The 25,898-nt window shown below is 41.3% G+C and carries 23 protein-coding genes; 15 read left to right on the forward strand and 8 right to left on the reverse strand.

Annotated features, from left to right (window positions below):
• The first annotated feature begins 4 nt into the window (after positions 1-4).
• From efpL to CWB80_RS14875, 7 genes are all read left to right on the forward strand, one after another.
• Entirely contained in the window at positions 5-577 is a 573-nt protein-coding gene (gene efpL, locus CWB80_RS14845) for an elongation factor P-like protein EfpL (RefSeq protein ID WP_054553213.1), read from the forward strand.
• A gap of 145 nt (positions 578-722) precedes the next feature.
• Positions 723-1,451, forward strand: coding sequence for an RDD family protein (locus CWB80_RS14850; protein WP_138599015.1), 729 nt, complete (start codon positions 723-725; stop codon positions 1,449-1,451).
• A complete protein-coding gene (locus tag CWB80_RS14855) occupies positions 1,448-2,398 on the forward strand; it encodes a stage II sporulation protein M (RefSeq protein ID WP_054553211.1) in 951 nt (316 codons plus the stop codon). Before CWB80_RS14850 ends, CWB80_RS14855 begins: the two co-directional genes overlap by 4 nt.
• Positions 2,388-3,848 carry a hypothetical protein gene (locus CWB80_RS14860; protein WP_138599014.1) on the forward strand — a complete coding sequence of 487 codons (1,461 nt, stop codon included), beginning with the start codon at positions 2,388-2,390 and terminating at the stop codon, positions 3,846-3,848. The genes CWB80_RS14855 and CWB80_RS14860 overlap by 11 nt, the downstream gene beginning before the upstream one ends.
• Entirely contained in the window at positions 3,838-4,986 is a 1,149-nt protein-coding gene (locus tag CWB80_RS14865; RefSeq protein ID WP_138599013.1) for a DUF4350 domain-containing protein, read from the forward strand. The genes CWB80_RS14860 and CWB80_RS14865 overlap by 11 nt, the downstream gene beginning before the upstream one ends.
• Complete coding sequence (locus CWB80_RS14870) at positions 4,983-5,966, forward strand: AAA family ATPase (protein WP_138599012.1); 984 nt, start codon at positions 4,983-4,985, stop codon at positions 5,964-5,966. Before CWB80_RS14865 ends, CWB80_RS14870 begins: the two co-directional genes overlap by 4 nt.
• Positions 5,963-7,282 (forward strand): DUF58 domain-containing protein, encoded by a 1,320-nt coding sequence (locus tag CWB80_RS14875; RefSeq protein ID WP_138599011.1) that lies wholly within the window; start codon positions 5,963-5,965, stop codon positions 7,280-7,282. Before CWB80_RS14870 ends, CWB80_RS14875 begins: the two co-directional genes overlap by 4 nt.
• A gap of 69 nt (positions 7,283-7,351) precedes the next feature.
• Here CWB80_RS14875 and CWB80_RS14880 read toward each other — a convergent pair whose 3' ends face one another.
• Positions 7,352-7,828: a DUF4234 domain-containing protein gene (locus tag CWB80_RS14880; protein WP_138599010.1), complete on the reverse strand. Its 477-nt coding sequence runs from the start codon at positions 7,826-7,828 to the stop codon at positions 7,352-7,354.
• A 208-nt stretch (positions 7,829-8,036) separates the two neighbouring features.
• Between CWB80_RS14880 and CWB80_RS14885 the strand changes: the two genes are divergently transcribed.
• A complete protein-coding gene (locus CWB80_RS14885; protein ID WP_502705009.1) occupies positions 8,037-8,243 on the forward strand; it encodes a hypothetical protein in 207 nt (68 codons plus the stop codon).
• Here the strand turns inward: CWB80_RS14885 and CWB80_RS14890 are convergent.
• Together CWB80_RS14890 and CWB80_RS14895 are read right to left on the reverse strand one after the other, a co-directional pair.
• Positions 8,240-10,354, reverse strand: coding sequence for a sensor domain-containing protein (locus CWB80_RS14890; RefSeq protein WP_371352126.1), 2,115 nt, complete (start codon positions 10,352-10,354; stop codon positions 8,240-8,242). The two genes, CWB80_RS14885 and CWB80_RS14890, sit on opposite strands and share 4 nt — an antisense overlap.
• A 176-nt stretch (positions 10,355-10,530) precedes the next feature.
• Positions 10,531-13,251, reverse strand: a complete 2,721-nt coding sequence (locus tag CWB80_RS14895) for an insulinase family protein (protein WP_138599007.1) — start codon at positions 13,249-13,251, stop codon at positions 10,531-10,533.
• A 195-nt stretch (positions 13,252-13,446) separates the two neighbouring features.
• Here CWB80_RS14895 and sixA point away from each other — a divergent pair, with 195 nt between their 5' ends.
• From sixA to CWB80_RS14915, 4 genes are read left to right on the forward strand one after another with little or no spacing between them, the layout of a single operon-like run.
• Positions 13,447-13,923, forward strand: coding sequence for a phosphohistidine phosphatase SixA (gene sixA, locus CWB80_RS14900; protein WP_054553202.1), 477 nt, complete (start codon positions 13,447-13,449; stop codon positions 13,921-13,923).
• Positions 13,924-13,972: 49 nt separating this feature from the next.
• The gene (locus CWB80_RS14905; RefSeq protein ID WP_119853457.1) at positions 13,973-14,323 is read left to right on the forward strand and encodes a RidA family protein; all 351 of its coding nucleotides are present in this window, start codon (positions 13,973-13,975) and stop codon (positions 14,321-14,323) included.
• Positions 14,307-14,783, forward strand: coding sequence for an ASCH domain-containing protein (locus CWB80_RS14910; RefSeq protein ID WP_138599006.1), 477 nt, complete (start codon positions 14,307-14,309; stop codon positions 14,781-14,783). The genes CWB80_RS14905 and CWB80_RS14910 overlap by 17 nt, the downstream gene beginning before the upstream one ends.
• Entirely contained in the window at positions 14,780-15,514 is a 735-nt protein-coding gene (locus CWB80_RS14915) for an SDR family oxidoreductase (RefSeq protein WP_138599005.1), read from the forward strand. Before CWB80_RS14910 ends, CWB80_RS14915 begins: the two co-directional genes overlap by 4 nt.
• A gap of 9 nt (positions 15,515-15,523) precedes the next feature.
• On the opposite strand, the gene CWB80_RS14920 is transcribed toward CWB80_RS14915, so the two are convergent.
• The 3 genes from CWB80_RS14920 to smrB all read right to left on the reverse strand — a co-directional run bounded on the left by CWB80_RS14920 (position 15,524) and on the right by smrB (position 18,575).
• Positions 15,524-16,840 (reverse strand): sensor domain-containing diguanylate cyclase, encoded by a 1,317-nt coding sequence (locus tag CWB80_RS14920; protein ID WP_138599004.1) that lies wholly within the window; start codon positions 16,838-16,840, stop codon positions 15,524-15,526.
• A 232-nt stretch (positions 16,841-17,072) separates the two neighbouring features.
• Positions 17,073-17,993: an AEC family transporter gene (locus CWB80_RS14925; protein ID WP_054553198.1), complete on the reverse strand. Its 921-nt coding sequence runs from the start codon at positions 17,991-17,993 to the stop codon at positions 17,073-17,075.
• A 24-nt stretch (positions 17,994-18,017) separates the two neighbouring features.
• A complete protein-coding gene (gene smrB / locus CWB80_RS14930) occupies positions 18,018-18,575 on the reverse strand; it encodes an endonuclease SmrB (RefSeq protein ID WP_054553197.1) in 558 nt (185 codons plus the stop codon).
• A 101-nt stretch (positions 18,576-18,676) separates the two neighbouring features.
• Between smrB and prmB the strand changes: the two genes are divergently transcribed.
• Both prmB and aroC read left to right on the forward strand, forming a co-directional pair.
• Complete coding sequence (gene prmB / locus CWB80_RS14935; RefSeq protein ID WP_138599003.1) at positions 18,677-19,612, forward strand: 50S ribosomal protein L3 N(5)-glutamine methyltransferase; 936 nt, start codon at positions 18,677-18,679, stop codon at positions 19,610-19,612.
• Between the two features lie 65 nt (positions 19,613-19,677).
• The gene (gene aroC, locus CWB80_RS14940; protein ID WP_138599002.1) at positions 19,678-20,775 is read left to right on the forward strand and encodes a chorismate synthase; all 1,098 of its coding nucleotides are present in this window, start codon (positions 19,678-19,680) and stop codon (positions 20,773-20,775) included.
• Between the two features lie 68 nt (positions 20,776-20,843).
• On the opposite strand, the gene CWB80_RS14945 is transcribed toward aroC, so the two are convergent.
• Positions 20,844-22,850: a fused MFS/spermidine synthase gene (locus CWB80_RS14945; protein ID WP_138599001.1), complete on the reverse strand. Its 2,007-nt coding sequence runs from the start codon at positions 22,848-22,850 to the stop codon at positions 20,844-20,846.
• 130 nt (positions 22,851-22,980) lie between these two features.
• Between CWB80_RS14945 and CWB80_RS14950 the strand changes: the two genes are divergently transcribed.
• Positions 22,981-24,984, forward strand: a complete 2,004-nt coding sequence (locus tag CWB80_RS14950; protein ID WP_138599000.1) for a winged helix-turn-helix domain-containing protein — start codon at positions 22,981-22,983, stop codon at positions 24,982-24,984.
• Between the two features lie 12 nt (positions 24,985-24,996).
• Here the strand turns inward: CWB80_RS14950 and CWB80_RS14955 are convergent, their stop codons facing one another.
• On the reverse strand, positions 24,997-25,836 hold the full coding sequence (locus CWB80_RS14955) for a LysR family transcriptional regulator (protein WP_138598999.1): 840 nt from the start codon (positions 25,834-25,836) through the stop codon (positions 24,997-24,999).
• Between the last annotated feature and the right edge of the window lie 62 nt (positions 25,837-25,898).

A 25,898-nucleotide genomic window follows, 5' to 3' on the forward strand; every position in this document is an offset into this window, starting at 1 on the left:
ACCCATGCCTAAGGCAAGTGAAGTTAAAAAAGGCGCCGCTATCGAGCATAACGGCCGTGTTTTAGTAGTTAAAGATATTCAACGTTCTGTACCACAAGGTCGTGCTGGTGGCAGTTTATACCGCATGCGTTTATACGATGTGGTAACAGGCGGTAAAGTTGATGAAACATTTAAAGACAGCGACATGTTAAAGCTTGCTGATCTCATTCGTCGCGAAGCAATGTTCTCTTACATTGATGGTGAAGAGTATGTTTTCATGGATAATGAAGACTACACGCCATATAACCTTAATAAAGAAGCGATCAGCGAAGAGATTTTATTCGTTAATGAAGAAACTCAAGGCCTTCACGTGATTGTGATTGATGGCTCACCAGTTGGCTTAGATTTACCATCAAGTGTTGAGCTTGTTGTTGAAGAAACAGACCCTTCAATCAAAGGCGCTTCAGCAAGTGCACGTTCAAAGCCAGCACGTTTAACAACGGGTTTAACGATTCAAGTTCCTGAGCATATTTCAACAGGTGACCGTATTCGTATCAACACCGTTGAACAAAAATTTATGGGACGCGCAGAAAAATAACTCTGTGGTCCATTAGAGAACCGGCTTTTTGCCGGTTTTTTGCTTTATTAGTAACTCGCTCATTACAAAATTCATTGAAAAAGGAACGAAAAACGCGCATTATTATCGGCTTACGAAAACAATAATAATTATCAGTAGTAGATTAATGTTGAACCACGGATTGGAAAACAGAGAATACATCAAACTCCCCGAAGGCGTTGATATCGCCATTACTCCCGCTGGCGTTGTTGCCAGAAGCTATGCCTACATTATCGATTTTATTATCCGTAGTTTGGTTCTACTTGCTGTTGGTACTGTATTGGCCTTCTTTGGTGATGCAGGGCAGGGGCTTATCTTAATTGCTTACTTTTTAATTTCATGGGGCTATAACATCCTGTTTGAAATGGAAAGTGGCCAAACGCCGGGTAAAAAACGCCTTAAAATCCGTGTTGTGCAAGACAATGGTTTACCTGCAAGCTTTTCGCAAATTGTAGTGCGTAACTTACTACGTCCAGCCGATATGCTACCTATAGGCTATTTCTTAGGCCTTGTGGTTATGTTGTTTAACAACCGTTTTAAACGCATTGGTGATTGGGCTGCAGGCACTATGGTTATTTACGACGATGAGTTAGCTATGCGCCCAGAATTATCACAAGGAGAAGTGCATATTCCTACCATTAGCTTAACCACCGAAGAGCAATTAGCGGTGCTTGCTTTTGCAGAGCGTCATGATGAACTATCTGATGCAAGGCGTCGTGAGTTGGCAGCTATTTTAGCTACTCCTTTTTCTGCTGCAGAGCATGAGATTGAGGCGCAGCTTGTTAGTTACGCACGCCACTTTGCAGGTCAAGTACAACACGATAACGATTACCCGCAGCAGGAGGGTAAGCAATGAAGCAAACTCAATTTGTAAAATCAAATAGTGTCAGTTGGGATGAGTTTGAAGCGCTTTGCGAGCAAAATAGTGCAAAGTCTTTACCTGTTAATTTCCCTAACTTGTATCGCAAAGTCTGTAATGATTTAGCCATTGCGCAAAGTCGCCAATACAGTCCAGTGTTGATTGAGCAAATAAACAGGCTGGTGCAATTAGGACAAAAGCGCCTTTATTTATCTCGAAGCAATCAATTTTCTGAAATATGGCATGTGGCCCGCACGGCATTTCCACGTGCACTGTATGAAAATCGTTTAATGCTTGGCATTAACTTATTGGCATTTTGGGGATTGGCCTTAGTTGCTTTTATTTGGGTGACAATTGACCCTGATGCCGCTTATACATTTTTAGGGCAAGGTACAGTGCTTAATATCGAACAAATGTATAACCCTAGTGGTAGCGTTCAATCGGCTGAGCGCGGCGCATCACAAGATCTGATGATGTTCGGGGTCTATATCTACAATAATATTGGCATTGCATTTCAGATGTTTGCAGGTGGTGTTCTGTTCTGTGTTGGTGCTGCTTTTTTCTTGTTGTTCAATAGTTTTTATTTTGGTGCCGTTGCGGCTCACATTGTCAATGTTGGATTTGAAGGGCCGTTTTTTTCGTTTGTAATAACCCATGGCTCGTTTGAGTTAACCGCTATCATCATTGCCTCAGCGGCTGGGTGTCAAATAGGTTATGGCTTGTTAAATCCTGGGCAGTATACCCGCGCATATGCGATGAAACAGGCTGCTCAAAAAGCGCTTCCACTGATTGTTGGCGCATTTTTAATGTTAGTCATTGCCGCTTTTATCGAAGCATTTTGGTCACCCCGTGATATTGCTAACGAAGTTAAATATTTAGTTGGCAGCGGCTGTTGGGCTTATGTCATTTTTCGCTTGTACAGGGGAATGCGCTATGGAGCTTAATCGTCTTAGCTTCAATCCTCGCAAGCGCAGTGCTTACGAAACCTTTGATTTAACAGTGTTGCTAGTTAAGCAGCATGCTGTCGCATTGGTCTCTTTGTATTTGATGATGGCCGTGCCCGTATTTTTAATTGTTGGCTTTCTAGTAAACTGGGGCATAGGCGGCTTTGTTGTTTGGTGGCTTAAACCTGTATTTGAGCGACCATTACTTGATTACATGTCAAAAGCGGTTTTCAATCAGCCAGTCAGCATAATGAGTAGCTTAAAGTTACTCAAGCAGTTAAAAATCGCTGATATGCTTGCGCATTTAACCGTTTTTAGGCTCAGCCCAAACAGAGCATTTTTAGCCCCCGTAGAGCAACTTGAGCGACTATCAGGTGAGCGCAAAACCAAACGTAAGCAGGTGTTGTTTGCTTCAAATAAGCCTAAGCAGACATTGTGGATGCTGTTTTGTGTACATTTTGAGTTTATCTTATTGATGGGAATATCGGCACTGACAATTGCACTTGTGCCCCATTCATTCTCTGCACAAGAAGCCATGTACCAAATTTTTGAAGCGCCAATCTGGGTTGAGATAGCGTTTAACTTTATTTATATCTTCAGTATTTCATTAGTGGCGCCGCTTTTTGTTACTGGCGGTTTCCTTGCTTATTTACACCGCCGTGTTGAACTAGAGGGCTGGGATATCGAGCTGGCATTTAAAAATATTCGCACCCGTCTTGCAGGCGTAGTCAGTGCTGTAGCACTTCTTCTGCTGACAACATTTACGCTGCAACCATCAACAAGCTATGCAGAGCAAATAGATAAGCAAGCGGTAAAAGAGCAAGTTACTGCTCTTTATAATGAGCCTAATGTCATCGAAACTGAGACTACGTGGGTGCCAAATATCGAAGCCAAAGCGAGTTCATCAGATAGTGACTGGTCTTGGCTTATCGATGTATTTACTGCCATTGGTGAAGTGTTTGGCGTGTTAGTTTGGGTATTGGTCGGCTTATTAGTTATTTGGCTAGTGTATTACCTGATGCAAAAACGTGGCTTTTTTGCCAACTTAAGCTTGCCTGAGCGCAGTAAAGTGAATGAACAGCCAGTTATTCCAACCTTATTTGCAGAAATTAAAAGTAAGGATTTACCTACTGATTTAATTGCTGCTGCAAAGCAGTGTTTTGAGCAAGGGCAGCACCGCTTGGCGCTGGCGTATTTGCTTCATCATGCGCTGAGTTGGGCGCAGCAACGACATGAAGTGCGCTTACACCGCTCGATGACTGAGCGCGAATGTAAACGTGCAATTGATGCTAGGGTGCCAAATCAAGGGCAAGCAATTTTTGCTCGCTTATTTTCTGCGTGGGTCACGGTCGCTTGGGGCCATAAAACCCCTGATATCGACTTTATCGAGCTGATTGAGCAAATTACAGCTATGACAGCAGAGACTAAGGAGCAAGCCCATGAAGCTTAAGGTTGTGCTTATTGCGGCGCTCGTATTGTTTAGCTTATTTGTTATTGCGGGTATTGCCTCTTTAGATTGGCAGAAAAAAGAAATAGAGATTGGCTTTCATAGTGATGTGGCCAAAGATAACTTTACGATGGCTCAACGGCTACTTAAAGCCAATGGTATCGATTGGAATAAAAACAAGCGCTTGGCAGAGCAAGCACAAAGTGATGAGTTAAATATAGACCCGCAAAGTATCTTAATTTTGGATGAGGCAGTGCTTGCTGATTCTTACCTGTTAGATGTACAGCTGGCTGATTGGGTCGCTGAAGGCGGACGCTTGATTTATGTATTAAACAGGCAACGTGATGAGCTGGCAATTGATAGCACCGTATTTTTTAGTCAGCTTGGTATTAATGTAGAAAGCCAAGAAGATGTGTTTGAATATGATTTTGCAATGCTCAAAGAGGGGCATAAAAATAGTACGCTCTCAATTGATGAAAACACTCAGCTTGACCTTGAGCTAAGCCGTGCCTTTTTTATTGAAAACTGCCCCGGTGTGAGTACCAATAATGATAACGGTAACACCCTAATGTGTGACTTTGCGTTTGGTCAAGGTCGAGTCATTGTGATGCCATCGCTGTTACCTTTTACTAATTACCGACTTCGCCACCTTGATCATGGCAGCTTATTACTTTGGTTAAGTAAAGGGGCTAAAAAAGTAACCTATGTCCCTTACCTGACTTACCCAAATTGGTTTGCCAAATTATGGCACTGGAGCTGGCAATGTGTGGTGGCGTTGCTGTTATTAATTGTGCTTGCAGTATGGCATATCAGTAGTCGCATCGGCCGCTCTTATGCTCCTGACTTCGATGTAAAAACCAGCTTTAATCAGCATATTCGAGCAGTAGCAAACTTTTATTCTGAGCATGGTCACGAAGCCGTGTTATTTACTGCTCTAGAAAAAGATTTTTACGCCAAAGTTGAGTCGCGAGTACCTAATTTTAAAATGCTCAGTGCTGAAAAACAGGCGCAGATCATCGCTAATTTAACTCATTTTGAAAAACAACAGGTGGCAGAGTTGCTTGCGAGCAAGTTGCCTGAGTCAAAAGAACAACGAACAGAATATATAAAACGATTTAAACAATTAAGGAATGCCTTATGAGCACGGAATTAGACACTAATCGCATGAGCTTAGTTGAGGCAGCTGATGCAGTAAAACAAGTAAAGCATAACATTTCGCGTGTGTTAGTCGGTCAAGATGCCATTGTTGAAGATGTGCTTACGGTACTCTTTGCGGGTGGTCATGTGTTACTTGAAGGGGTTCCAGGGCTTGGCAAAACGCTACTGGTTAGAGCATTAGCAAAAAGCTTAAATGTAGATTTTTCGCGAGTGCAGTTTACACCGGATTTAATGCCTTCAGATGTTGTTGGCCATAGTTTGTATGATATGAAATCAGGTGAATTTAATATCAAAAAAGGCCCAGCATTTACTAATATTTTACTGGCTGATGAAATCAACCGTGCACCCGCAAAAACGCAATCAGCCCTTCTTGAGGTGATGCAAGAGCAACAAATCACCATTGATGGGGAGTCATTATATATTGATTCACCGTTTATGGTATTAGCGACTCAAAACCCATTAGATCAAGAGGGGACGTATCCACTGCCAGAGGCTGAATTAGACCGCTTTATGATGAAAGTTGAGCTTGGTTTTCCTTCTCATGAATCGGAAGTTGAGCTTTTAAAACTGAATACACAAATTGTCTCTAATGAAACCAAAGTAGAGCAGCTGCCAGCAGTATTAGATGCTAAGCGTATTGCGGAAATTAAACAGCTTTGTGCAGATATCTTAGTCGACGAACAAATACTTAATTATGCCGTTGATATCGTGCGTAGTTCACGAACTTGGCAGGGCGTGTTGCACGGTGCAGGGTTACGTGCCTCAATTAATATTATTAAAGCCGCAAAAGTAATGGCATTAATGAATGGTCGTGACTTTGTAACCCCAGATGACGTGAAGTCAGTGTCAGTGAATATTTTAAGGCACCGATTAATTTTATCGGCTGATTTGGAGCTGGAAGGGGTGTCATTTGATGAAGTGATCAATGCCATTTTAGCCAGTGTTGAAGCGCCGCGCTCATGAATCGCATCAAGCATAGACCTGCAAAACGCTTAGTACAATTAACAGCTTTGTTGCTGTTATTGTTGTTTGTCTGTGCCATTGCATCGGTTGACAGCTTAGTGTTAACGGCCTTGCTCCTAGTGCCTTTATTGGTCGCATTTTTCGATTATATGGCGGCAAAGTCAGAGCCTTTACTTGAAGTAAGCGCACAAACGAATCTCAACATGGCTTTGTATCGACGCCAACCCTTGCAGATAGTGATTAAAAACAAAGCGAAGCATGCGACCATGCTAGATGTCAGTGTTCATTTGAGCAATGCAATTGAGCTGCAAAAGCCACAGCAAACGGTGTTTATAGATGCAATGCAACAAGCAAAGCAGAGCTTTACATTACGCGCTCACAAGCGAGGCGATGCGCAGATCAGTGCCATTGAACTTAGGGTTGGGTCGCCATTTGGCCTTTGGCAAACAAACTGGCTAGCTGCGCAAGCGATTCAACTAAAAGTGTATCCCGATTTTAGCCGTGTGACTTCAAAGCAGCATTTAAATGGCGTAGTGAATAAGCCTATTTCAGGGTTAAAACTCACTAAAAAGCGCGGTGATGGTATTGAGTTTCAGCAGTTACGCGAATACCGCCAAGGTGATAGTGTTAGACAAATAGACTGGCAGGCGACTAGTAAGCGTCGAAAACTCATTTCTCGAGAGTATCAAGAAGAGCAAAACCAACATGTTATAGTGATGCTCGATGCCTCTAAAAAAATGGCCATCGAAGCCAATGAAGGTAGCCACTTTGATCATGCTTTAAATGCATTGTTACTGCTGTCGCATACAGTTTTAAAGCAAGGTGACTGGTTTAGCATGCAAAGCTTTAACCAAAACCTGCGCTGGTTACCTGATGTTAAAGGCGCACAGAATGTATCACGGGTAATGAATCACTTTTATGATCTATACCCAGATAAGAGCAGCAGTGACTATTTAGTGGCTGTGAACCAATTAATTGCTAAACGCAGTAAACGTTCTTTAGTGTTATTAGTTACCACCCTTGATGAGCAAAGCATTGATGAGTTAATGCCTGCAATTAAGCTATTACAAAAACACCACTTAGTGGCACTTATTAATATTAATAACCGTGCTATAAATGAAGTACTCGATGAGCCTATAGAAAAGTACGAAGATGCAACCAGTTACTGTGCAGCATTAGCACTACTAAATTCACATAAAGCCAATATGGCGAAGCTAAAAAAGCAAGGGGTGATAGCCATAGACTGTAACCCTGAGCAGTTACTGCCGCATGTGCTTAACACCTATTTAAATGTGAAGCACTCCGGGGCATTGTAAAAACCTAATAGCAACTGGCAATAAAAAAGGCATTGAATTCAATGCCTTTTTTATTAAATAACGAAACGATTATTTTTGATTATCAATAGCTTCGTTAATTTTGTATTGGAAATAAATAACGTTAAAGAAAAACGTTAAAATACCACCTAAATGAACTGGTTCATTGCTACCTTCATTAATTAACTCTTTAATCGATGTACGAAGAGAGAAAATTAATACAATGGCAACAACAAACGAAATCAGTGACACAATACCACCAATTTCAGGTGAAACTCCTGCAAAAGACAACACAATATTCACAATGTACAAAGCAACATAGCCATAAACTAAGCCTTGGCTTATCTGGTTTTCTGCTAATGCATTGGCTTTATTAGTTCGGCTCACTAACCAATAAACACTATAGATACCAAATGTGAAAAGGCATAAAAAGAACACGCCCCAAGCAGAGAAGCGGTCAAAGTTTAAAATAGGTTTATTACCACCGTTGTTTTGCTGAGTAAGCTCAGCTTCTGGTGCTTCATAGATGTTAGCTGATTCTTCAGACATAACGATTCCTCATAATTATTTTTTATATTCCTTTGTGCTGATAGCACGCATCGATAATAACAGTGAGGTTGCTTTTTGTACATCATTTCAACAGCCTAGAAAGTAAAGCTTTGTAACATAAAGGCCAGTATAAATAAGCCTTATAGAGGTTATAGCATGAGTGAAGTTTTAAAGCTTGCTGAAATTATGTACACTGCCGCTGATTTTTATGAGGTGCTGTGTGTTATTTATCTTTTTTAGTTGTGTATTTATTTTGGTGATGTATTTAGAGTCTCTGTCTAAAGGAATGCCGGTAAAGCGCTGGATGCTGTTAGGCGGTGTGCTTGGGCCTGTTGCTTGGTGTTTATTTAACATGCACTACCGCCGCGCATTTGTGCGTCACGTTGGCCATCAATCGTGTGGCTGGCGACCTTAAGCTTTTGCTGTTTTTAGTAGGCTAGGCGCAGATTTATCGAGTTGCTTTTGTAAGAAGGCGGTAAATTCTGGCTGTGATAGTGGCTTTGAGTAATAGTAACCTTGTACCGTCTGACATTTTAACTGCTCTAACATCATGACTTGTTCGGCTTGTTCAACGCCTTCTGCAACCACATGTAAATCAAGGTTATGAGCAATGGTTACAATCGAGTCGACCATATTCCGGCCGCGTTCTGTTTGCATGTCGTCAATAAAGGCTTTATCAACTTTCAAAGTATTAAGCGGGAACTGTTTTAGATAAGCTAACGATGAGTAGCCTGTACCAAAGTCATCCATTGCAAGGTGAATACCTCGGGCACTGAGTGAGCGCATGACAGAAATAGCTTCGTTTGGGTCGTCCATAACCGTACCTTCGGTGATCTCAAGTTCAAGGAAGTAAGAGGGCAGTTCATTCTTTTGCAAAATCACATCAATACGGGTGGTTAAATCGGGCAAGCTGAACTGTTTAGCGGATAAATTCACTGCAACACGACCGTTGAATAACCCTTGGTCAATCCACGCCTTTACATCGCGGCATGCTTTGTTTAAAACAACTTCACCAATTTCGATAATTTGCCCAGTTTCTTCAGCAATAGGAATAAACACACCTGGACTAATTACACCTTTTTTCGGGGTAATGAAGCGTACCAAGGCTTCCATACCATCTAGTTTACCTGTACGAATATTCATTTTTGGCTGGTAGTACACTTCAAAGTGGTCTTCTTTTAGACCGTAACGCATTAAGTTTTCGATTTGTAAGCGTTTAACCGCTTCACGGTTCATTGTGTCGTTGAAAAACAGATAGCTATTACCTTTTTTCTTAGCGTGATACATGGCTGTATCCGCATTTTTAAGTAATAACTCGGGGGTATTACCATCTTCAGGAAACAGCACAATACCGACACTTGAGGTGATCACCAGTTCATGGCCTGCCATATTAAAAGGTGTAGCAATTGCGGCTAAAAAGAGTTTAGCCATGCGAGTGATAGTATGAATATCGTTGGTGCCCGACATTACGAGCGCAAACTCATCCCCGCCAAGACGGTAAAACACATCTTTTTCGCGGGTTAACTTATTCAAGCGCATCGCAAGCTTAGACAATAAGCTATCACCAAGTTGGTGACCTAGAGAGTCGTTAATCTTCTTAAAGTTATCTAGGTCAAACACTAACAAAGCGTGATGATTATCTTGCTTAGCGAGCTTTTTCAGGTTGGTGAAAAACAAGTTTCGGTTAGGTAAGCCCGTTGTACGGTCACGGTTTGATAAGTTATGTAATTGTGACTCTGCTTTTTTACGCTCAGTTTCATCTGAAAAAACAACTACGTAGTTACATATTTGGTTGTGCTCATTTTTGATTTCATCAATTGAAATTTCAATTGGTAACAGCTGTCTTTTCGCATTGCGAAGTTTTACCTCTTGCTGCCAGTGTTCTGTCGCTTTTACAGTGGCTTTAATTTCATCTACATAGCTTTGGTCATAGCCATTTAAGGTAAAATCTTTCTTTAAGTATTGCTCTCGTGTACCACCAAATAGTGTTAAAAAACTTGGGTTTAAGTCAACCAATTTGAAGTTTTTATCGTAAATAGCAATGGCGTCAGTTAGCGACTCAACGCATTTAGCGAATAGGTTTAAACGTGCTTCTGTTGATTTCAGCTGAGAAATATCTCTTACAGTGCCAGTCATACGCAAAGGGTTGAGGTTTGCGTCTTTTTCGATGATCTTGCCGCGATCTAGTACCCAGTGCCAACGACCAAAGCTGTCTTTAATGCGGTAACTCGCTTCAAAAAAAGCGGTATGCTCGGCGAAGTGTTTTTTAAGAGCTGTTTCGACGTGTTGTAAGTCGTGTGGGTGAATTAATTCGCGATTAGGGGGAAAGCCGCTGCTACTATTTGTATCTGAAGTGTATTTATCATTAATTCGTAGCACCTCGCCGGTTTTAATATTCCAGTCCCAGAGGGTGTCACCACTACCTTCTACGGTACTTTTTAAACGATGTTCTGAGATACGAAGTTGCTGTCGAGAGCGTTTTAGTTTAAAAATTATGAATAATAAGTATGGCAATAACAGCATCATGATAGCACTTGGAATAAGCAACAATGTGCTCTGTTCAAGCTCTATGGGGCTGGCGGATGCAGAAAAAACCCCAGCCATACTTATTGTTAAAAAAGCAGAAATCATTTTTATTATTTTTGTCATTAATGCATTACTTTAATTCGCAACAATTAATCTAATCTAAGCTCGCGTTCGAGTCAAAGAGAATGCGAAGAAAGGGTTGTTTTTGGCTGTTTTTTGGCCTTTGGCTCACTTAAAAGTTCTATTCTTGGCCTGTTTTCACTAAAGGTTTCGGTAATATACTGCTGCATTTGAGCAAGGCTTAACTTATCAAGTGCCTCTAAAAGCTGCCGTTGCATATTAAATTCAGTATCGCGATTACCGATTGCCAACCATAAACGTTGCGAGCGTAAGCGTAAATTTTTATCTTTTTCAGCAATATGTGTGACAAGACCCGCTTTGGTATCTAACCATTGCTGTTCAGAAATGCTGTTTACTTGTGATACATAATTATCAATAAATTGCTGGTGACGCTGAAGTATCTCATCAGCACTGTGCTTAGGTGACTGCACATAAAATGCGATACCCGCCCGGGTATTAAACGGAGCATAGCCTGCACCAACTAAATAGCCGAGTTGTTGCTTTGTTCTTAGCTCATTAAAGTAATCTTGATTTATTAAATGGTTAAGTACCATCATTTGCACTTTTTCGCTGGTGTCATCCGTTTGTGCTTGATAGTACAGTACCATTGCATGATCGCTGCAATTTAACATGAAGCGCTGTTGACCTACTTCGGTTATATCGTTTAGTGGTCGCGTTAAATCAATAATTGTGGTGCTGCCAGCTAAGTGCTCAGTCACTTGTTTTTGGAACTTAAGCGCATCAGAGCGTTGCCAGTTACCATGTAAAAAAGACTCAACGTGCAAGGCTTTAAAAAACTCATTTCTAAAGCAATTAAACTGATGGAAGCTCGTATCTTTTAAAGCCTGCGCTAAGGCATTCGGCTCTGGGTTCCATGGCATAATTTGCGCACCCAAAATACTAAATAGCTCGCTAACAGGTTTGTTTTGATTGCTGTTTCGCCAATGTCTAACGAGCTGCTTTTTGTACTCAGCAAAGCGTTTTGCGCAGATTTCAACATTAAAGAGTGCTTCAAGTAACTCATTAACCAGCTCTAACTGACTCGATGAAAGACCGGCAGTGTGTAGAGTTAACCCGCCTTGGTGAGAGGTTAAGTGATAACTAAGGCCAGCAAGCTCAGCCGGATAAAACTGCTCAGCCACACTGTCCATAAACAAGTCTGCAAATAAGCGGGTAAGGGCCATGTGCTTAACATCTTTAATCGCAAAGGTTGAGTCCATCGCTAAGTAAAAATGCCCTTTTGCCACTCTGAAAGTCGCATCTTGTTTAAACCAAAAATCAAAGCCCTCTCTTTTGACTAAAAGCTCTGGTGATTTAGTTGGCTTTTCTAAAGGCAATAACTCAACCTCTTTGGTGAGGTATGGGTTAGCGCTTGGTAAGCACATCTGTGGTAATGGCGTGTTTATTTCGCTTAGTGCTTCTAACCAACTTGTTGAAATGTCCTCTACTTTATAAGGGGTGTTGTACCAAGCTGTAGTGTGCTCAGGCTCAACACCTGGATGAATGAGTACCAAGCGCATGTTATCAGGTGTTAGCCATTGCATGGCAATTTCATGAGCGCAGCGGTTAAAGCCTTCCATTAAATAATCGCCTTGCACATAATTGGCTTCATCGTAATGCTGCATATTAATGCTTAAGTTACTCACCCAATCAATTAAACGAGCTTTTTCTTGGTTATCAAAGGCAATTTGCAAGAGGTTCTTTTTGTCTTGATAAAGACGTGGCAATTTATCGCAGTTTTGGTTAATTAAGCAGATATACTCAAACACCATTTCGACGATATCTTCATAGTATTCAATACCTTCATCAGTCAACGCCATACTGATATTAAAATCTTTGAAGTTACTGCCATTAATGCCACCACCTGCTGAGAGGGCATTGATCCAGCCTTGCTCTTTTAGAATAGAGTACAGCGATCCTTTGCCTTCGTAGCCAAGTAAGTGAGCGATAAAACTAACGGTTTTGTGACGATAAAAGTCATCTATATTTGGCATCGCAAAGCTAATAATGAGCTTTTGCATATGTTTATGTGGCTCAATGTGTAACACCTTACCTAAGTCTTGTTTACGGTAAAGTGGCTGCTCTATAATCTCTTTACTTTTTGGCTGACCTTTTATTTCGCTAAATAACTGTTTTACCCAGGTGGTCATGGTCGCAATATCTTCATTGCTGCAGACCACCAGTGTCATCCACTGAGCCTGATAATGACTATCGAAGAAAGCACGAAGCTCATCACTGATGCAGCCCTCACGATCCGCGAGGGTTTGCTGGTTACCAACCGAAAACTTTGCAAAAGGGTGTGCTGGGTTCACCGTTTCTTTGTGAGCCTGATAAATTCGTCGGCCATCATCTTTTATTTTTAGTTTGAATTCTGCGTCTATGGCATTGCGTTCTTTTGTAGTCTCTTTAGGATTTAGTAGTGGTGCGATAAAAAAACGACTGAACTGTGCTAGTGCTTCAGCAAACTGCTGGCTGTTTATATCAAAGAAGTAGCAAGTGTGCTCAGTGCCAGTCCAGGCATTGGTGTTGCCACCAGATTGCGATACAAAATTAGAAAATCCGCCCGATTCTGGGTACAGATCAGTGCCTAAAAAAAGCATATGCTCTAAAAAGTGCGCAAGGCCTTGTCTGTCAAGAGGATCGTCGAAATGGCCTGCGTTAATTGCCATAGAAGCCGCTGATTTTGTTGACTCTAAGTCTTGCACTAAAAGTACTTTTAGACCATTGTCCAGTGTTAGGGGTTGATATGTTCTGTTATCATTGCGGCTGATATTCAAAAGATGCTCCTGAAAGAGTGCGTTAATGTCCTAACAACAGATGATATTTTCAGGAAAGCTAAAAAAGACAGAGCTACGAAAATCTACCTGAATATCATAAGCGGATGTTTAATGTATCTAGTGATGATATTCTAATATAGCGAACAATCAAGCAAACTGGCTACTGTTTTATATTCTTTAATCGGTTGATTTTTTATGAAAACAATCTTAATCATGCGCCATGGCGAAGCTACGCCAATGCAAGCAGATGATGCAGCAAGACAACTGACCGAGACCGGTCACCAAGAAGCTAGTCGAATGGGGCAATGGTTAGCAACACATCATAAACCGGATGCTCTGTTGGTAAGTCCTTACATTCGTGCTCAACAAACAGCTGCCGATGCTACGCAACATATTTCGTTACAATTTAATGAAACCTGTAACGACATTACCCCTGATGGTGTGCCGCAAGTTGCCGCTGATTACCTCGAAACCTTGATTGCTATGCATCCAGACTGCAATACTTGGTTGGTCGTTGCTCATATGCCTATTGTTAGCTATTTAGTTGATCAGTTAAGTCCAGGTCATATGCCTATTTTCAATACCGGGGCGATTGCTGTTATCGAATATGATGAACACAAACAGCGCAGTCACTACCTAAGTATTCACTCGCCAAATAACGTCGAAATCTAACAGTGGATTTGCTAAATTAGCGCCACTGTTAATTTTTTAAGTTCTTACTATGACAATCGAACGTTTACAAACCGGTGCGCGTATGAGCCGCATCGTTAAGCATAACGGCACAGTTTACCTATGCGGCCAAGTTTGTGCTGATGCCGAAAAAGATATCACCGAACAAACTCAAACCATGCTGGATAAGGTCGAAGCGCTACTTATTGAAGCAGGTAGTAGCAAAGAGCACATGCTAAGCGCCACAATCTACTTGAAAAGCATGGAATACTTTGCACAGATGAATGCAGTTTGGGATGCTTGGGTACCACAAGGTCATGCGCCTGCTCGCGCTTGTGTTGAGGCAAAAATGGCGCGTGACGCACTACTTGTAGAGATTTCTGTCGTTGCAGCCATTAAGTAACGAGCAGCGTATCGCGCAGATGATTGCTCGCTTTAATGAGCAATCAGGGCGCGAACTGATTGAACTGCCACATTGGCATTTTTGCGACAATGAGCAAGATGCCAATGACTGTGCATTGCTGGTTTTAAATGGCGTAAAACAAGCAACAACTCCTTCACTTTATTGGTTTAAAGCCAATAATGAAGCCCTTCCTGAAGTTGGTGATTTAGCCATTTTTACCAATTGGCAGGGACAGCCCCTCGGTATTATTGAAACCGTCTCTGTAACTATTACCCCATATAATCAAATAAGCGCCGATTACGCTGCATTAGAAGGCGAGGGCGACAAAAGCCTTGAGTACTGGCAGCGTGTGCATTGGGATTATTATCAGCGAGAGCTCGCGGGCACAAAGTATCAATGTCACCCAGAAATGCCGTTGGTGTGTGAGCAGTTTAAGTTAGTTTTCAAGGAGTCAGAATGAGCACGAATCCTGTGGTTCTTATTACCGGAGGCGGCCGCGGTATAGGCGCAGCGACAGCAAAGCTATTTGCTAAACATGGCTACGATGTGTGTATTAACTATAAGTCAGATCACGCAAGTGCAGCGCAGGTCACTGATGAGATTAAAGCGCTTGGCGTGAATGCTTATTTGTTGCAAGCTGATATTGCCGATGAGCAGCAAGTACTCGCCATGTTCGCTAAATTAGATGCTCAGGTTTCGCGGTTAGATGTGTTAGTTAATAACGCAGCGATGATGATGCCGCAAATGCCGTTATTAGAGATGGATGCTAAGCGTATCAACGCTATTTTAAGTTGTAATGTTACTGGCGCCTTTCTGTGCGCGCGCGAAGCAATAAAGCGTATGGACAAAGGCAGTATTGTCAATGTTTCATCGGGTGCTTCACGCACAGGCTCGCCAAATGAATATTTAGATTATGCCGCATCCAAAGGAGCGCTTGATACTTTCACGATTGGCCTTGCCAAAGAAGTGGCGAGTAAAGGTATTCGGGTAAACGCGGTAAGGCCAGGCCTTATTTATACCGATATGCACCGTGATGGCGGTGAAGTAAACCGAGTTGATAGGTTAAAATCTAAGTTGCCGCTAGGGCGTGGTGGTGAAGCAGAAGAGGTCGCCTCAGCGATTTACTTTTTGGCAAGTGAGCAAGCCTCATTCACAACAGGCAGTTTTATCGATGTATCAGGCGGGCTTTAAGTCGTTAAGTTAAAAAGCTTTACACACACGATTGCGGCCTTGCTGCTTTGCTTCATACAACGCTCTATCAGCATCAGCTACAATGCTCTCAAGTTTTTCAGCTCTTTGTGCTTGAGTAACTCCGAAACTTGCCGTCACCTTTAATGATTGACTATTTACGGTAAATAAATTTAACTCAATGTCTTTTCTAATTTTTTCAGCTAACTGGCTCGCAACCGATAGACTTGTGTTAGGCATAAAAATAATAAATTCTTCACCTCCCCAACGGCTAGCAACATCTTGCTCTCCTAAGTTGCTTCTGAGTATTTTTGCTACCTCTTTAATAACCTTATCTCCGGTATTATGACCATACAGATCATTAATGTTCTTAAAATGATCAATATCAACCATGATTAAAGCGAGGCTATTCTCTTTTTCGGTATGTTCTTCAAACCAGTGGTTTATTTTGTCTCTATTCGCTAGTTTTGTGAGTGGATCTATGTTTATTCTTGCCTCAATACTTTTACGTTGATAAGCAAATGCAGCATAAATAAACAATAATAAGAAAAACAAAATTGCAGCCAATTGAGCGCTGTGACTGAAAAATGCATAGTTAATTTCTGCTTGCCTTTTAGCCATAGGCGATATTAAAAAAACTCGCCAATCTAGCTGGGGCAAGTTGAATTGCGTAACAACATGATCATCCTGCTCTATTTGGATAATGATACTGCTCAAATTCTCCATGTTGGCCAGCTCTTGTGCCGCATTTTTGAACCAACTAAGTTCATTTAAGTTAACAATATCAGTAAACTGTGCTTGAAAGTCTCGATGAGATGAAAGCACCACCTCGTCAACGTTATTGACAAAAAGTAAGTCGTAGCCATGTGTAGCTTTATATTGTTGAAAAGCTTCCCAAAATGACTGAAGACTTTTACCTACACCTATAAAGCCTAAAAAGTCGCCTTGCTCAGAATAAACTTTGATATCTACGTATAAATGTACGTTCTCGCGGTTTCCTAAGATAGCAACGGTATCGCCTTGCATTGCTTTTACTTTTGGATACCACTCGATATTCTCTTTTTGTAAATCAATCGTTGTGCCATCAGAATTAAATTGCATTTGTTGTTGCTCACTTGCTACAAAAACGAGCATATTTAAATTTTCCTGAAGCTGTTCTAAGTGGTTTAGAATGGCGGCTTGGTCTAGTTCACTATCAGTAAGTAAGTTACTTAAGCTTCCTGTGCTCGCTAAGGCTTGAGCAGTATGAACAGGCTTGTAGAGTTCTTCGACAACCAATGAAAAAACAGGGGCAATAGACTGTTGTTGTAAGCGACTTTGTTCAGCCACTATATTACTTATAGTGAGATAAGATGCGTAACCAATGACGAAAATGATGCAAATTAAAATGCTATATAAGTTTCGTTGATGCCGTAAAATCGTTTTCACTGAAAGCCTTTCTAAAGTGGTGCTTATAAATTTGTGATTAGTTAAAAGACGATGTTGTGCAATTATAAGTCAAGTTCATTATAGCGAATATATTAAATACTGCTTTTTCAATATTTTTAGTAATGACTTCTAGCTAGAGTAATACGTTTAACCAAGCACTAAAGCTCACTACACTCAATACTGTTGAAAGCACGACGCTACTTGCCAGTGTCGCTTGGTGTTGCTTAATTTGATTGGCGATTAGATAAGCGTTGACCCCTAGAGGAGAGGCGCTTAAAAGTACTAACACGTTCAGTAATGATTGCTCTAGGTTGAATACGCTGCCTGCAAAAAAGTAGACCCCGCACGGTAACACTAAAAGCTTGATGATGGTTGCAATGAGTGATGCTTGTAAGTTGTCGGCCACTTTATAAAATGCAAGGTTTGCCCCTAATACAAATAACGCACAGGCAATGGCAGGTTTCGCAAGTAGACTCAGGCCATTTGCAAAATCATCAAAAAGTGTAAAGCCAAGTAGGTTAACAGCCAAGCCGCTACTGATGCTTAACACGACTGGATTGAGCAGCATGTTTTTAGCAAATGCTCGCCAAGAGAATGTTTGCTGCGATTTAGCGCTGAGCAAAAAGGTGAGGGTAAACAAAAGTGCGCTATGAAAAGTGATGATCATAAATACAATACCGACCATCTGTTGCCCAAGTGCTGCAATAATAATAGGCAAACCTACCAGTACCGTATTTGAGTAACTACTGCCAAGGGCAAATACAGCATGACGTGACGGCGCAGATTGCTTGCTAATGAGGTAGCGGTCAATAACATAGCCGAGAGCGTAAATGGCCAATACCGGGATGTAAAAACTCAAAAAGCCTGCAATAGATACACTATTTTGTAAATCGGCTTGGGCCATATTTAAAAATAGAAAAGCAGGCACGCTAATGTAAAAAGTAAACTTACTTAACCCTGCAATATGCTCTTTCGATAAAAACGTGCTTCGCGAGCTGATGTAACCACTTAACACGATAAAAATCAGTGGAAAGATAATCGAAAAAATATGCACTTTAGGCCTTATGACAAGAAGACGTTAGCGTCTGAACTCATCACTTTGTGGAAGATTAATTAAAATAAGTACAGCACCTTTACCACCAAATTCAAGAGGCGCTTGGTGCATAGCAATCACATCAGGGTGTTGAACTAAATATTGCGGTACCTTGTGTTTAAGTATGCGCTCACCAATGCCATGCACAACACAAGCGCAATAGTAATGCTGTTTTTTACACTCATGAATTAAACCTGCCAACTCATCTTTGGCTAATTCTTTATTTAAACCATGTAAATCAAGGGTTAACTCAGGTGGGTAATCTCCACGGCGAAGTTGCTTTGCTAAAAAGCTATCGTGACCTGGTTTGACATAACTTACGGTGCCATGAGTGTCGATGTCTGGTACATATTCATCAGAAAAGAAAAATTCTGCCTGATGTTGCTTTTTTTGCTGGGAAAATTGCTTCGCTTGTGACACTTTAGGCTTATTGGTGAATCGAATAGTGTCTTGTTTAAATGCTTTGGCACCACTGATACTCTGACGAAATAAGTCAATATCGTCAGTGCTAATGTGGTTGTTGGCGTGGGGATCTTTTTTCATGGCGGCAGTCTAAACAAAAAAACGCTAAAAATCGAGTAAAAACCAACTGAAAAGACGGTACAATACGCGTCAGAACAGACTTTGAAAGTTAAGGAACATACATGAACCATTTCCAGATAGAAGACGCAATTTTAGACGAGGCAATTGCAGAACTTTCAACGTTGCATGATTGGTTACGTTGGACAACCAGTCAATTTGCCAGCAGTGGTATTTTCTTTGGGCACGGCACAGATAATGCGTGGGATGAAGCAGTTAGCTTACTATTACCAGCATTAAGCTTGCCAATCGATGCGCCAAAAGAGCTTATGCATGCGCGTTTAACCAGCACCGAGAAAAACCGCTTAGCTGAACTTATTGCAGAACGTATTAATGATTGTACGCCAGTACCGTACCTGACCAACACCGCGTGGTTTGCAGGTATGCCGTTTTATGTTGATGAGCGCGTGTTAATTCCACGTTCGCCATTTGCAGAGTTAATTAATAATCGCTTTGCACCTTGGTTAGAAGAGCCAAGCTCAGTAATGCGCATACTTGATTTATGTACCGGCTCTGCATGTATCGCTATTGCACTTGCACAAGCATTTGAAGATGCGCAGGTCGATGCGGTTGATATTTCATATGAAGCGCTCGAAGTTGCTGATATTAATATTAGCGATTACATGCTGAATGATCGTGTACTGCCAATTCAGTCAGACGTGTTTAGTGGTGTCCCGGGTCAAAAATATGACCTGATCGTAGCTAACCCACCGTATGTTGATGCTGAAGATATGGCTGATTTACCACGTGAATTCCATCACGAGCCAGAGCTTGGTTTAGCATCGGGTCATGATGGTCTTGATGTTACTCGCACCATCTTAGCTGAAGCCGCAGAGCATCTAACTGATAACGGTTTGTTATTTGTCGAAGTTGGTAACTCTATGGTACATATGGAAGAGCTGTACCCGGGCGCTCCGTTTGAGTGGGTTGAATTTGAACAAGGTGGTCTTGGCGTGTTTGTGATCAGCAAACAGCAACTTGTTAACTATTTCGCAGATTAACAGCAGGTTTTAAAAGCCGAGCCTGAGGGCTCGGTCTCAGTAGTCATTAGGAATGAGGAAAATTAATGGCAGGTAATAGCATCGGGCAACTATTTAAAGTGTCCACCTTTGGTGAGAGCCACGGCGTTGCATTAGGCGGCGTTGTTGATGGCACACCCGCAGGTCTTGAAATTAGCGAGGCCGATTTACAAATTGATTTAGACCGTCGCAAGCCGGGGCAAAGTCGATATACAACACAGCGCCGCGAAAGTGACGAAGTAAAAATTCTTTCAGGTGTGTTCGAAGGTAAAACCACTGGTACTAGCATTGGTTTACTGATTGAAAACACCGATCAACGTTCAAAAGATTACGGCAAAATTGCCGATGTATTTCGCCCAGGTCATGGTGATTATACCTATTGGCATAAGTACGGTATCCGTGATTACCGAGGTGGTGGTCGCTCTTCTGCCCGTGAAACGGCGATTCGTGTAGCGGCGGGTGCAATTGCAAAAAAATACCTAAAACAATTTCACGATATTGAAGTGCGTGCTTGTTTGAGCCAGCTTGGGCCAATTAAAGCTGAAGATTACAACTGGGATGAAGTGGAAAACAATGCATTTTTCTTTCCAGACACCAGCAAGCTAGAAGCGCTTGATGAGTACATGCGCGACCTAAAAAAACAAGGTGATTCGGTAGGCGCTAAAGTTAAAGTGGTTGCTAAAAATGTGCCTGTTGGTCTTGGTGAGCCAGTATTTGATCGCCTTGATGCAGAGCTTGCACACTCATTAATGAGCATTAATGCGGTAAAAGGCGTTGAGATTGGTGATGGCTTTGATGTGGTTGAGCAAAAGGGCTCTGAACACCGTGATGAGTTAACTCCAGACGGGTTTACATCAAATCACGCGGGCGGTGTACTTGCAGGTATCTCGACAGGGCAAGATATCATTGCCTCTATCGCACTTAAGCCAACTTCAAGCATTACCATACCGGGTAATAGCATTAATACCAGCAACGAAGCGGTAGAGATGATCACTAAAGGACGTCATGATCCATGTGTAGGTATTCGTGCAATTCCTATTGCTGAGGCGATGATGGCGATTACTTTAATGGATCACTTATTGCGCCAACGTGGTCAAAATCCACATGTAAACCACGAACATGGACCAATAAAAGGTTCGATTTAAGCGCAGTCTTAAATAAAGAAAACGCAGTTAATGAGCGCGATGATTATCATCGCGCTTTTTTATGCCTGTTAGAATTTTAATAAGGGGAGTAGGCTGTGTTTGCTATCCGTCCACATTGCCAGCTCGCTATGTGGGTAGCGTTTAATAGGCGACAAATCACTGATAGATACACGATTTAAAAAAGCCTGATTATCAGTTAGCACCACCCAGTCTGAGCCTATGTCTGATGGGCTATGGCCTTGATAGCTAAACTTTAACATAGCCTTATTAAAGTGTTGGCTATGTGCCTGTAATACAGGCAGTAAGTCGATATGATTATTTGAAATATGCACAATCAATACGCCATTTTCATTGAGCCTTTGCCAATAAAGTGACATTGCTTCTTGGGTTAGTAAATGCGCAGGAATTACATCACTTGAAAATGCATCAATTATCAAGACATCAAATACTTCGTCCGCATTATTTTTTAGCGCAATACGACCATCCCCTAAGCTGACTGTGAGCTTAGCTTCACTGTTTTCTAAATATGAGAAATAGCGCTTTGCCATCTCGACCACAGCTGGGTTTAACTCAAAAAAGTGAATACTATCCTGTTGGTCTGCAAACCGCGCTAAAACGCCTGCACCCAAACCAATGACGCCAATGTTTAGTGCGCTGTGTTGCTTTAGTATGGCAAGTGATTTAGCGACACCAGTATGCTGATGGTAATAACTTTGCTCAAACTGTTGGTTTGGATTTAGTGGCTCTGAGCCATGAATCGTGGTGCCGTCAATTAAGCGCCTTTCTTTTATTAATTGTGTGTTTATATCTTTTACCGCTAAATAACCATAAAAGTTGCGGCTAGTAGCAACGTTATATTGGTTAAAGTTTACCGCTAAAAAACAATAGCATGCTAACCAAGTAACTGAGCTGGTTGCGAGAGTGAATTTGAGCTGGTTTGTCTTTGTTTTAGCTTTTATTTGGAAGTAAGACACAAAACTAAAAATAACCGCTAAAGTAAGTACATACTCGTCAATCTGAACAAATAGCAATGGGGCAATGAGCGTACTGAAAAGCGACCCTAACACACCGCCAAGGGCGATATAAAAATAAAAAACGGTAAATTGCTCGTTTTCAGGGGCTTTGTTTCTAAGCTCTCCATGACAAATCATGCAGCTTGTTATTAGAATCAGACTGTAAATTAAAAGCTGGGCTAGGGCATTGAATAAGCTGCCAAAATAAAACATCAGCAGACCTGCAAAAGCCGAAAATATAAACGCATATGCCCACACATTACGCTGATAATTTGCTTTGTTAGCAAACGTATAACTAAAAGTGAGCAAGTAAATTACAAGAGGTAACGACCAAAGTAATGGCATGGGTGGAATATTAGTGCTGATCATATGCGTGGTAGATACCAACATGGCTGAGCTTAAGGCACTTAATAACAGCCATTGACCTTTACCTTTTAAGAGCGTGATAGGCCTAGTTTGAATCGACGCTCTTGATAAATCGGGTGCTTTTTTTAGTAAAAATATTACTAGAAGTGCTAATAACAAGCAGTAGCTGATGAGTCCAAATAGCCAGTAAGTAGTTTGCTGCTCTAAAGAAAATAGTAATTCATAAACGAGTGGGTAGCTTATTAACGCCAGTAAAGAACCCAAGTTTGAGATGGAATACCAATGGTAAGGCACCTGTGCTGAAGCAGTTTGCACATACCATCTTTGTAAAAGAACGCTGGTAGCGCTCAGTAGAATAAATATTGGACCAATTTCTATAAATAAATTAACAAACACCGCAAGCGCAGGTGGCCAATTTGTGAGATTTGGGACTGCAAATTCTGTCACAACAATGAGTGTGGCAAAGGTGACTAAAACTATATGGGAGACTACCTGCAACTTAATATGAAAGCGAACCATGTTATGCGCATAGAAATAGCCAATAAGTAACATGACTTGATAAAACACTAAACTCGCTGACCAGATAGAGGCACCACCCCCAAATTGCGGTAGAAGTTGCTTTGAAAGCATCGGCTGAATTTGAAAAATTAAAAAAGCACTGATGAAAATAGTAAGCGTTGATAAATATTTATACATTATTTTTATTACCTATATTGAGATAGCAAAAACAATCTAATAGCCAGAGTAAAGTGACAATGGAGTAACCCTTGAGTTTCTCTTAAGAAAACCTTAATCTTTGATTCGTAAATATTTATTGGAGAAGTAAGTGGCGCGTTATCGAATCGGTAAATTTGCAATTGATGAGAGTCGATGTTTAATTTCATCGCAAGATTATGAGCAAATAGTCGAGCCAAAGGTCATGGATGTATTACATACTCTTTATTTAAATAAAGGTGAAGTTGTAAGCCAAGAAGTAATCTTTGCAAAAGTGTGGCCTAATGCTACCTACAACCCAAGTTCGGTTCAGCGCTGTATCGCATTGCTACGAAAAGCACTCCAAGAAGATGCTAAAAATCCACAGTTTATAATCACACACCCTAAGCGTGGTTATAGCCTTGAAAAAGCAACACAGGGGCAAAGCAAAAAACTAAAAGCGCAACATCTTAGGTTGCTGTTTGTTTTACTAGCAAGCCTTATCGCTATTGCGTGGCAACTAGTGCCTAAGCAACAAGATAATGCTCACTTTACTCAGTTGATGCCACTCACTTCGAGTGAACTAAATGAAGCAAATTTGTCACTTTCACATAGTGGTAAGTACCTCGCTTTTGTTAGAGGTAAGAAAGGAAGTCAGCAGATTTGGATTAAAGAGCTTGCGACAGAGCGAGAAGTGAGGCTGACTAAGGACGCAGCAAGCTATTATGCTTTGGGGTGGTCGACCTCAGATAATGCGATTGCGTTTGTGAAAAGCACAGAGCAGAAACAATATCTAAACACGATAAGCATTGATTTATCAAATTTTCAGCCATTAGAACAAGCGACGGTGAGTGTTCTTAATGACACCGTTGTAACCAGTCACCACATCGATTGGCATGCTGATAAGCTGCTCTATTACATAGAAAAAGATAAACTAAACAACGATACTCGACTCGTTTCACTTAACTTAGAATCTAAACAAAAGACACACTTATTAGTCGCTACACAGCAAGATTGGTTACTCGTTAATGCGTTATCGAAAGATGGCCGTAAAGTCGCAATGGGTATTGAAGCGGGGCAAAACAAATACCGTATTGATGTACTCGACCTTGCCAGTAAAAAAATACAAACTATTGCCATCATAGAAAACGGTATTCAAGGGTTAAGTTGGCACCCGAACAATCAAGCGCTATTGATTAGCCAACGAAATCAGCTTGTTAATCTAGAGCTTGATGGTGAGCTTCAGTTAATTTCATTTAATAATTATCAAATAATTCGTGATGCCCAGTACACGCCAGACTCTGAAGCTATTTTGATGGAGCTAGTGAATGTTGATGTAGATATTGTTAGCCAAACACGTGCTAACCCTGACACTCTAACCAAACTCGTTGATACCTCATCAATCGACTTTTTACCTGTATTTTCGCCAGACTCAACGAAATTTGTTTTTGAGTCTCATCGTTTTGGATTAAAACAATTGTTTTTATACGATAATGGCAAGCAAACGCGCATTTTTGCTAACCCTGATAATCATGAGTTATTTGGCATTGTTTGGAGCCTGGACGCACGGCAGGTTTACACCGCAAGTAAAGATACATTGTTCAAAATTGATTTAAGCAGTGGTACTTATGAAACAATTCCTCACGGCAATCATTCTTTCTATTTGAGACAAATGTATCACAATGAAGACGCGATTTTAGTTTCATATCGAGCAGAGGATGGACAGACATTTCACCCTGCAAAATTCGATTTAACAAGCCTAACTTTGACACCATTTACAGGCTCAGGGAAACGTTTAAGCTGCTATGGCATGGATTTAGATGAGCAAGACCAAATCTATTTTTCAAATAGCAACGAAGTGTTTCGAGTTAATAGCCGAGGAGATATTGAGACTGTTTGGCAGGCAGCTAACAATGATATTATTGGTATATCTGTAAGTAATCAGCAATTAGCGGTCACAATGGAGCATGCTGATACTATTAATTTCCAGCGTATTGATTTGGCAACCTCTGCAACAGAAAGTTGGCAATTAACTCAACCTAAGCAACATATGCTGATCAATAGTGCCCATGATTTAACAGAGTTTTTATACCTTACTGAGCCTAATAGAACTCGTAAGTTAGTAAAACTTCTATAGCTTGATATGTTTTTATGTCTTAATCAAATCTACAAGCTGCTTAAGCTGTTCATGACTGAGAGGGTTGTGGGCATGATTACCGTAAAGTAGGACGATATCAATAACAGGCAGTGTCGGAAGGGAGTTGTCGCTCAGCTCTTCCACACCTGATTGCATGCTTATTCGTGCCATACTGCCGATTGCTAGTCCCTGTTCAATCAAGCCATGTAACGCTCCCGCTGAGCCACAACAGGCAATAATATTAAAACGACGCTCGGTTTTTAATAGACCCTCAATACTGGCTTGGTGAAACTTACAGTCACGTTGAAACAAGGCGATAGGAAGTGGGGTTGACTCTTTAATCTCAAAAGCGGGGCTTTTCACCCACACGCCTTGGCTTGATTGTAATAAGTAGCCTTCTTCGCTGTCTGGCGAGCGAGTGGCAATTACCAAATCGAGCATACCTTGGTCTAGTTTGGCTCTAAGCTCAGTGCTTGGGGCGCAGCTTATTTGTAAATCCAGTGCATTAAACTGTTGATGTAAAGCATCAACAAGCTCTGGTAGTAAAGAGTGGGCATAGTCGTCAGGACAACCAATGCGCACACGTAAATTGCCAGTGCCAGCTTTTAATTGCTTAAAGGCTTCATCATGAAGCGCTATCAATTGCTTTGCATAGCTTGCTAGCTGGTGGCCTTGATGGGTTAGCACCAGTTGACGACCTTGCTTTTCAAATAGTGGACTTGCGAGGTCTTGTTCCAGCTTTTTCATTTGCATACTTACTGCAGATTGGGTTCTGCAAATTTGTGCTGCAGCGCGGGTGAAACTGCCTGTATCAACAAAGGCGCAAAAAGTCCTGAGGGCATCAATATCCATAATGTATCAGCATTTCTTATAGTTAACATAAAAACAATTGGCGAGTAATTACCCAATTGCTG

It is taken from the genome of Pseudoalteromonas sp. S1650 (assembly GCF_005887195.1).
Taxonomy (GTDB): Bacteria; Pseudomonadota; Gammaproteobacteria; order Enterobacterales; family Alteromonadaceae; genus Pseudoalteromonas; species Pseudoalteromonas simplex.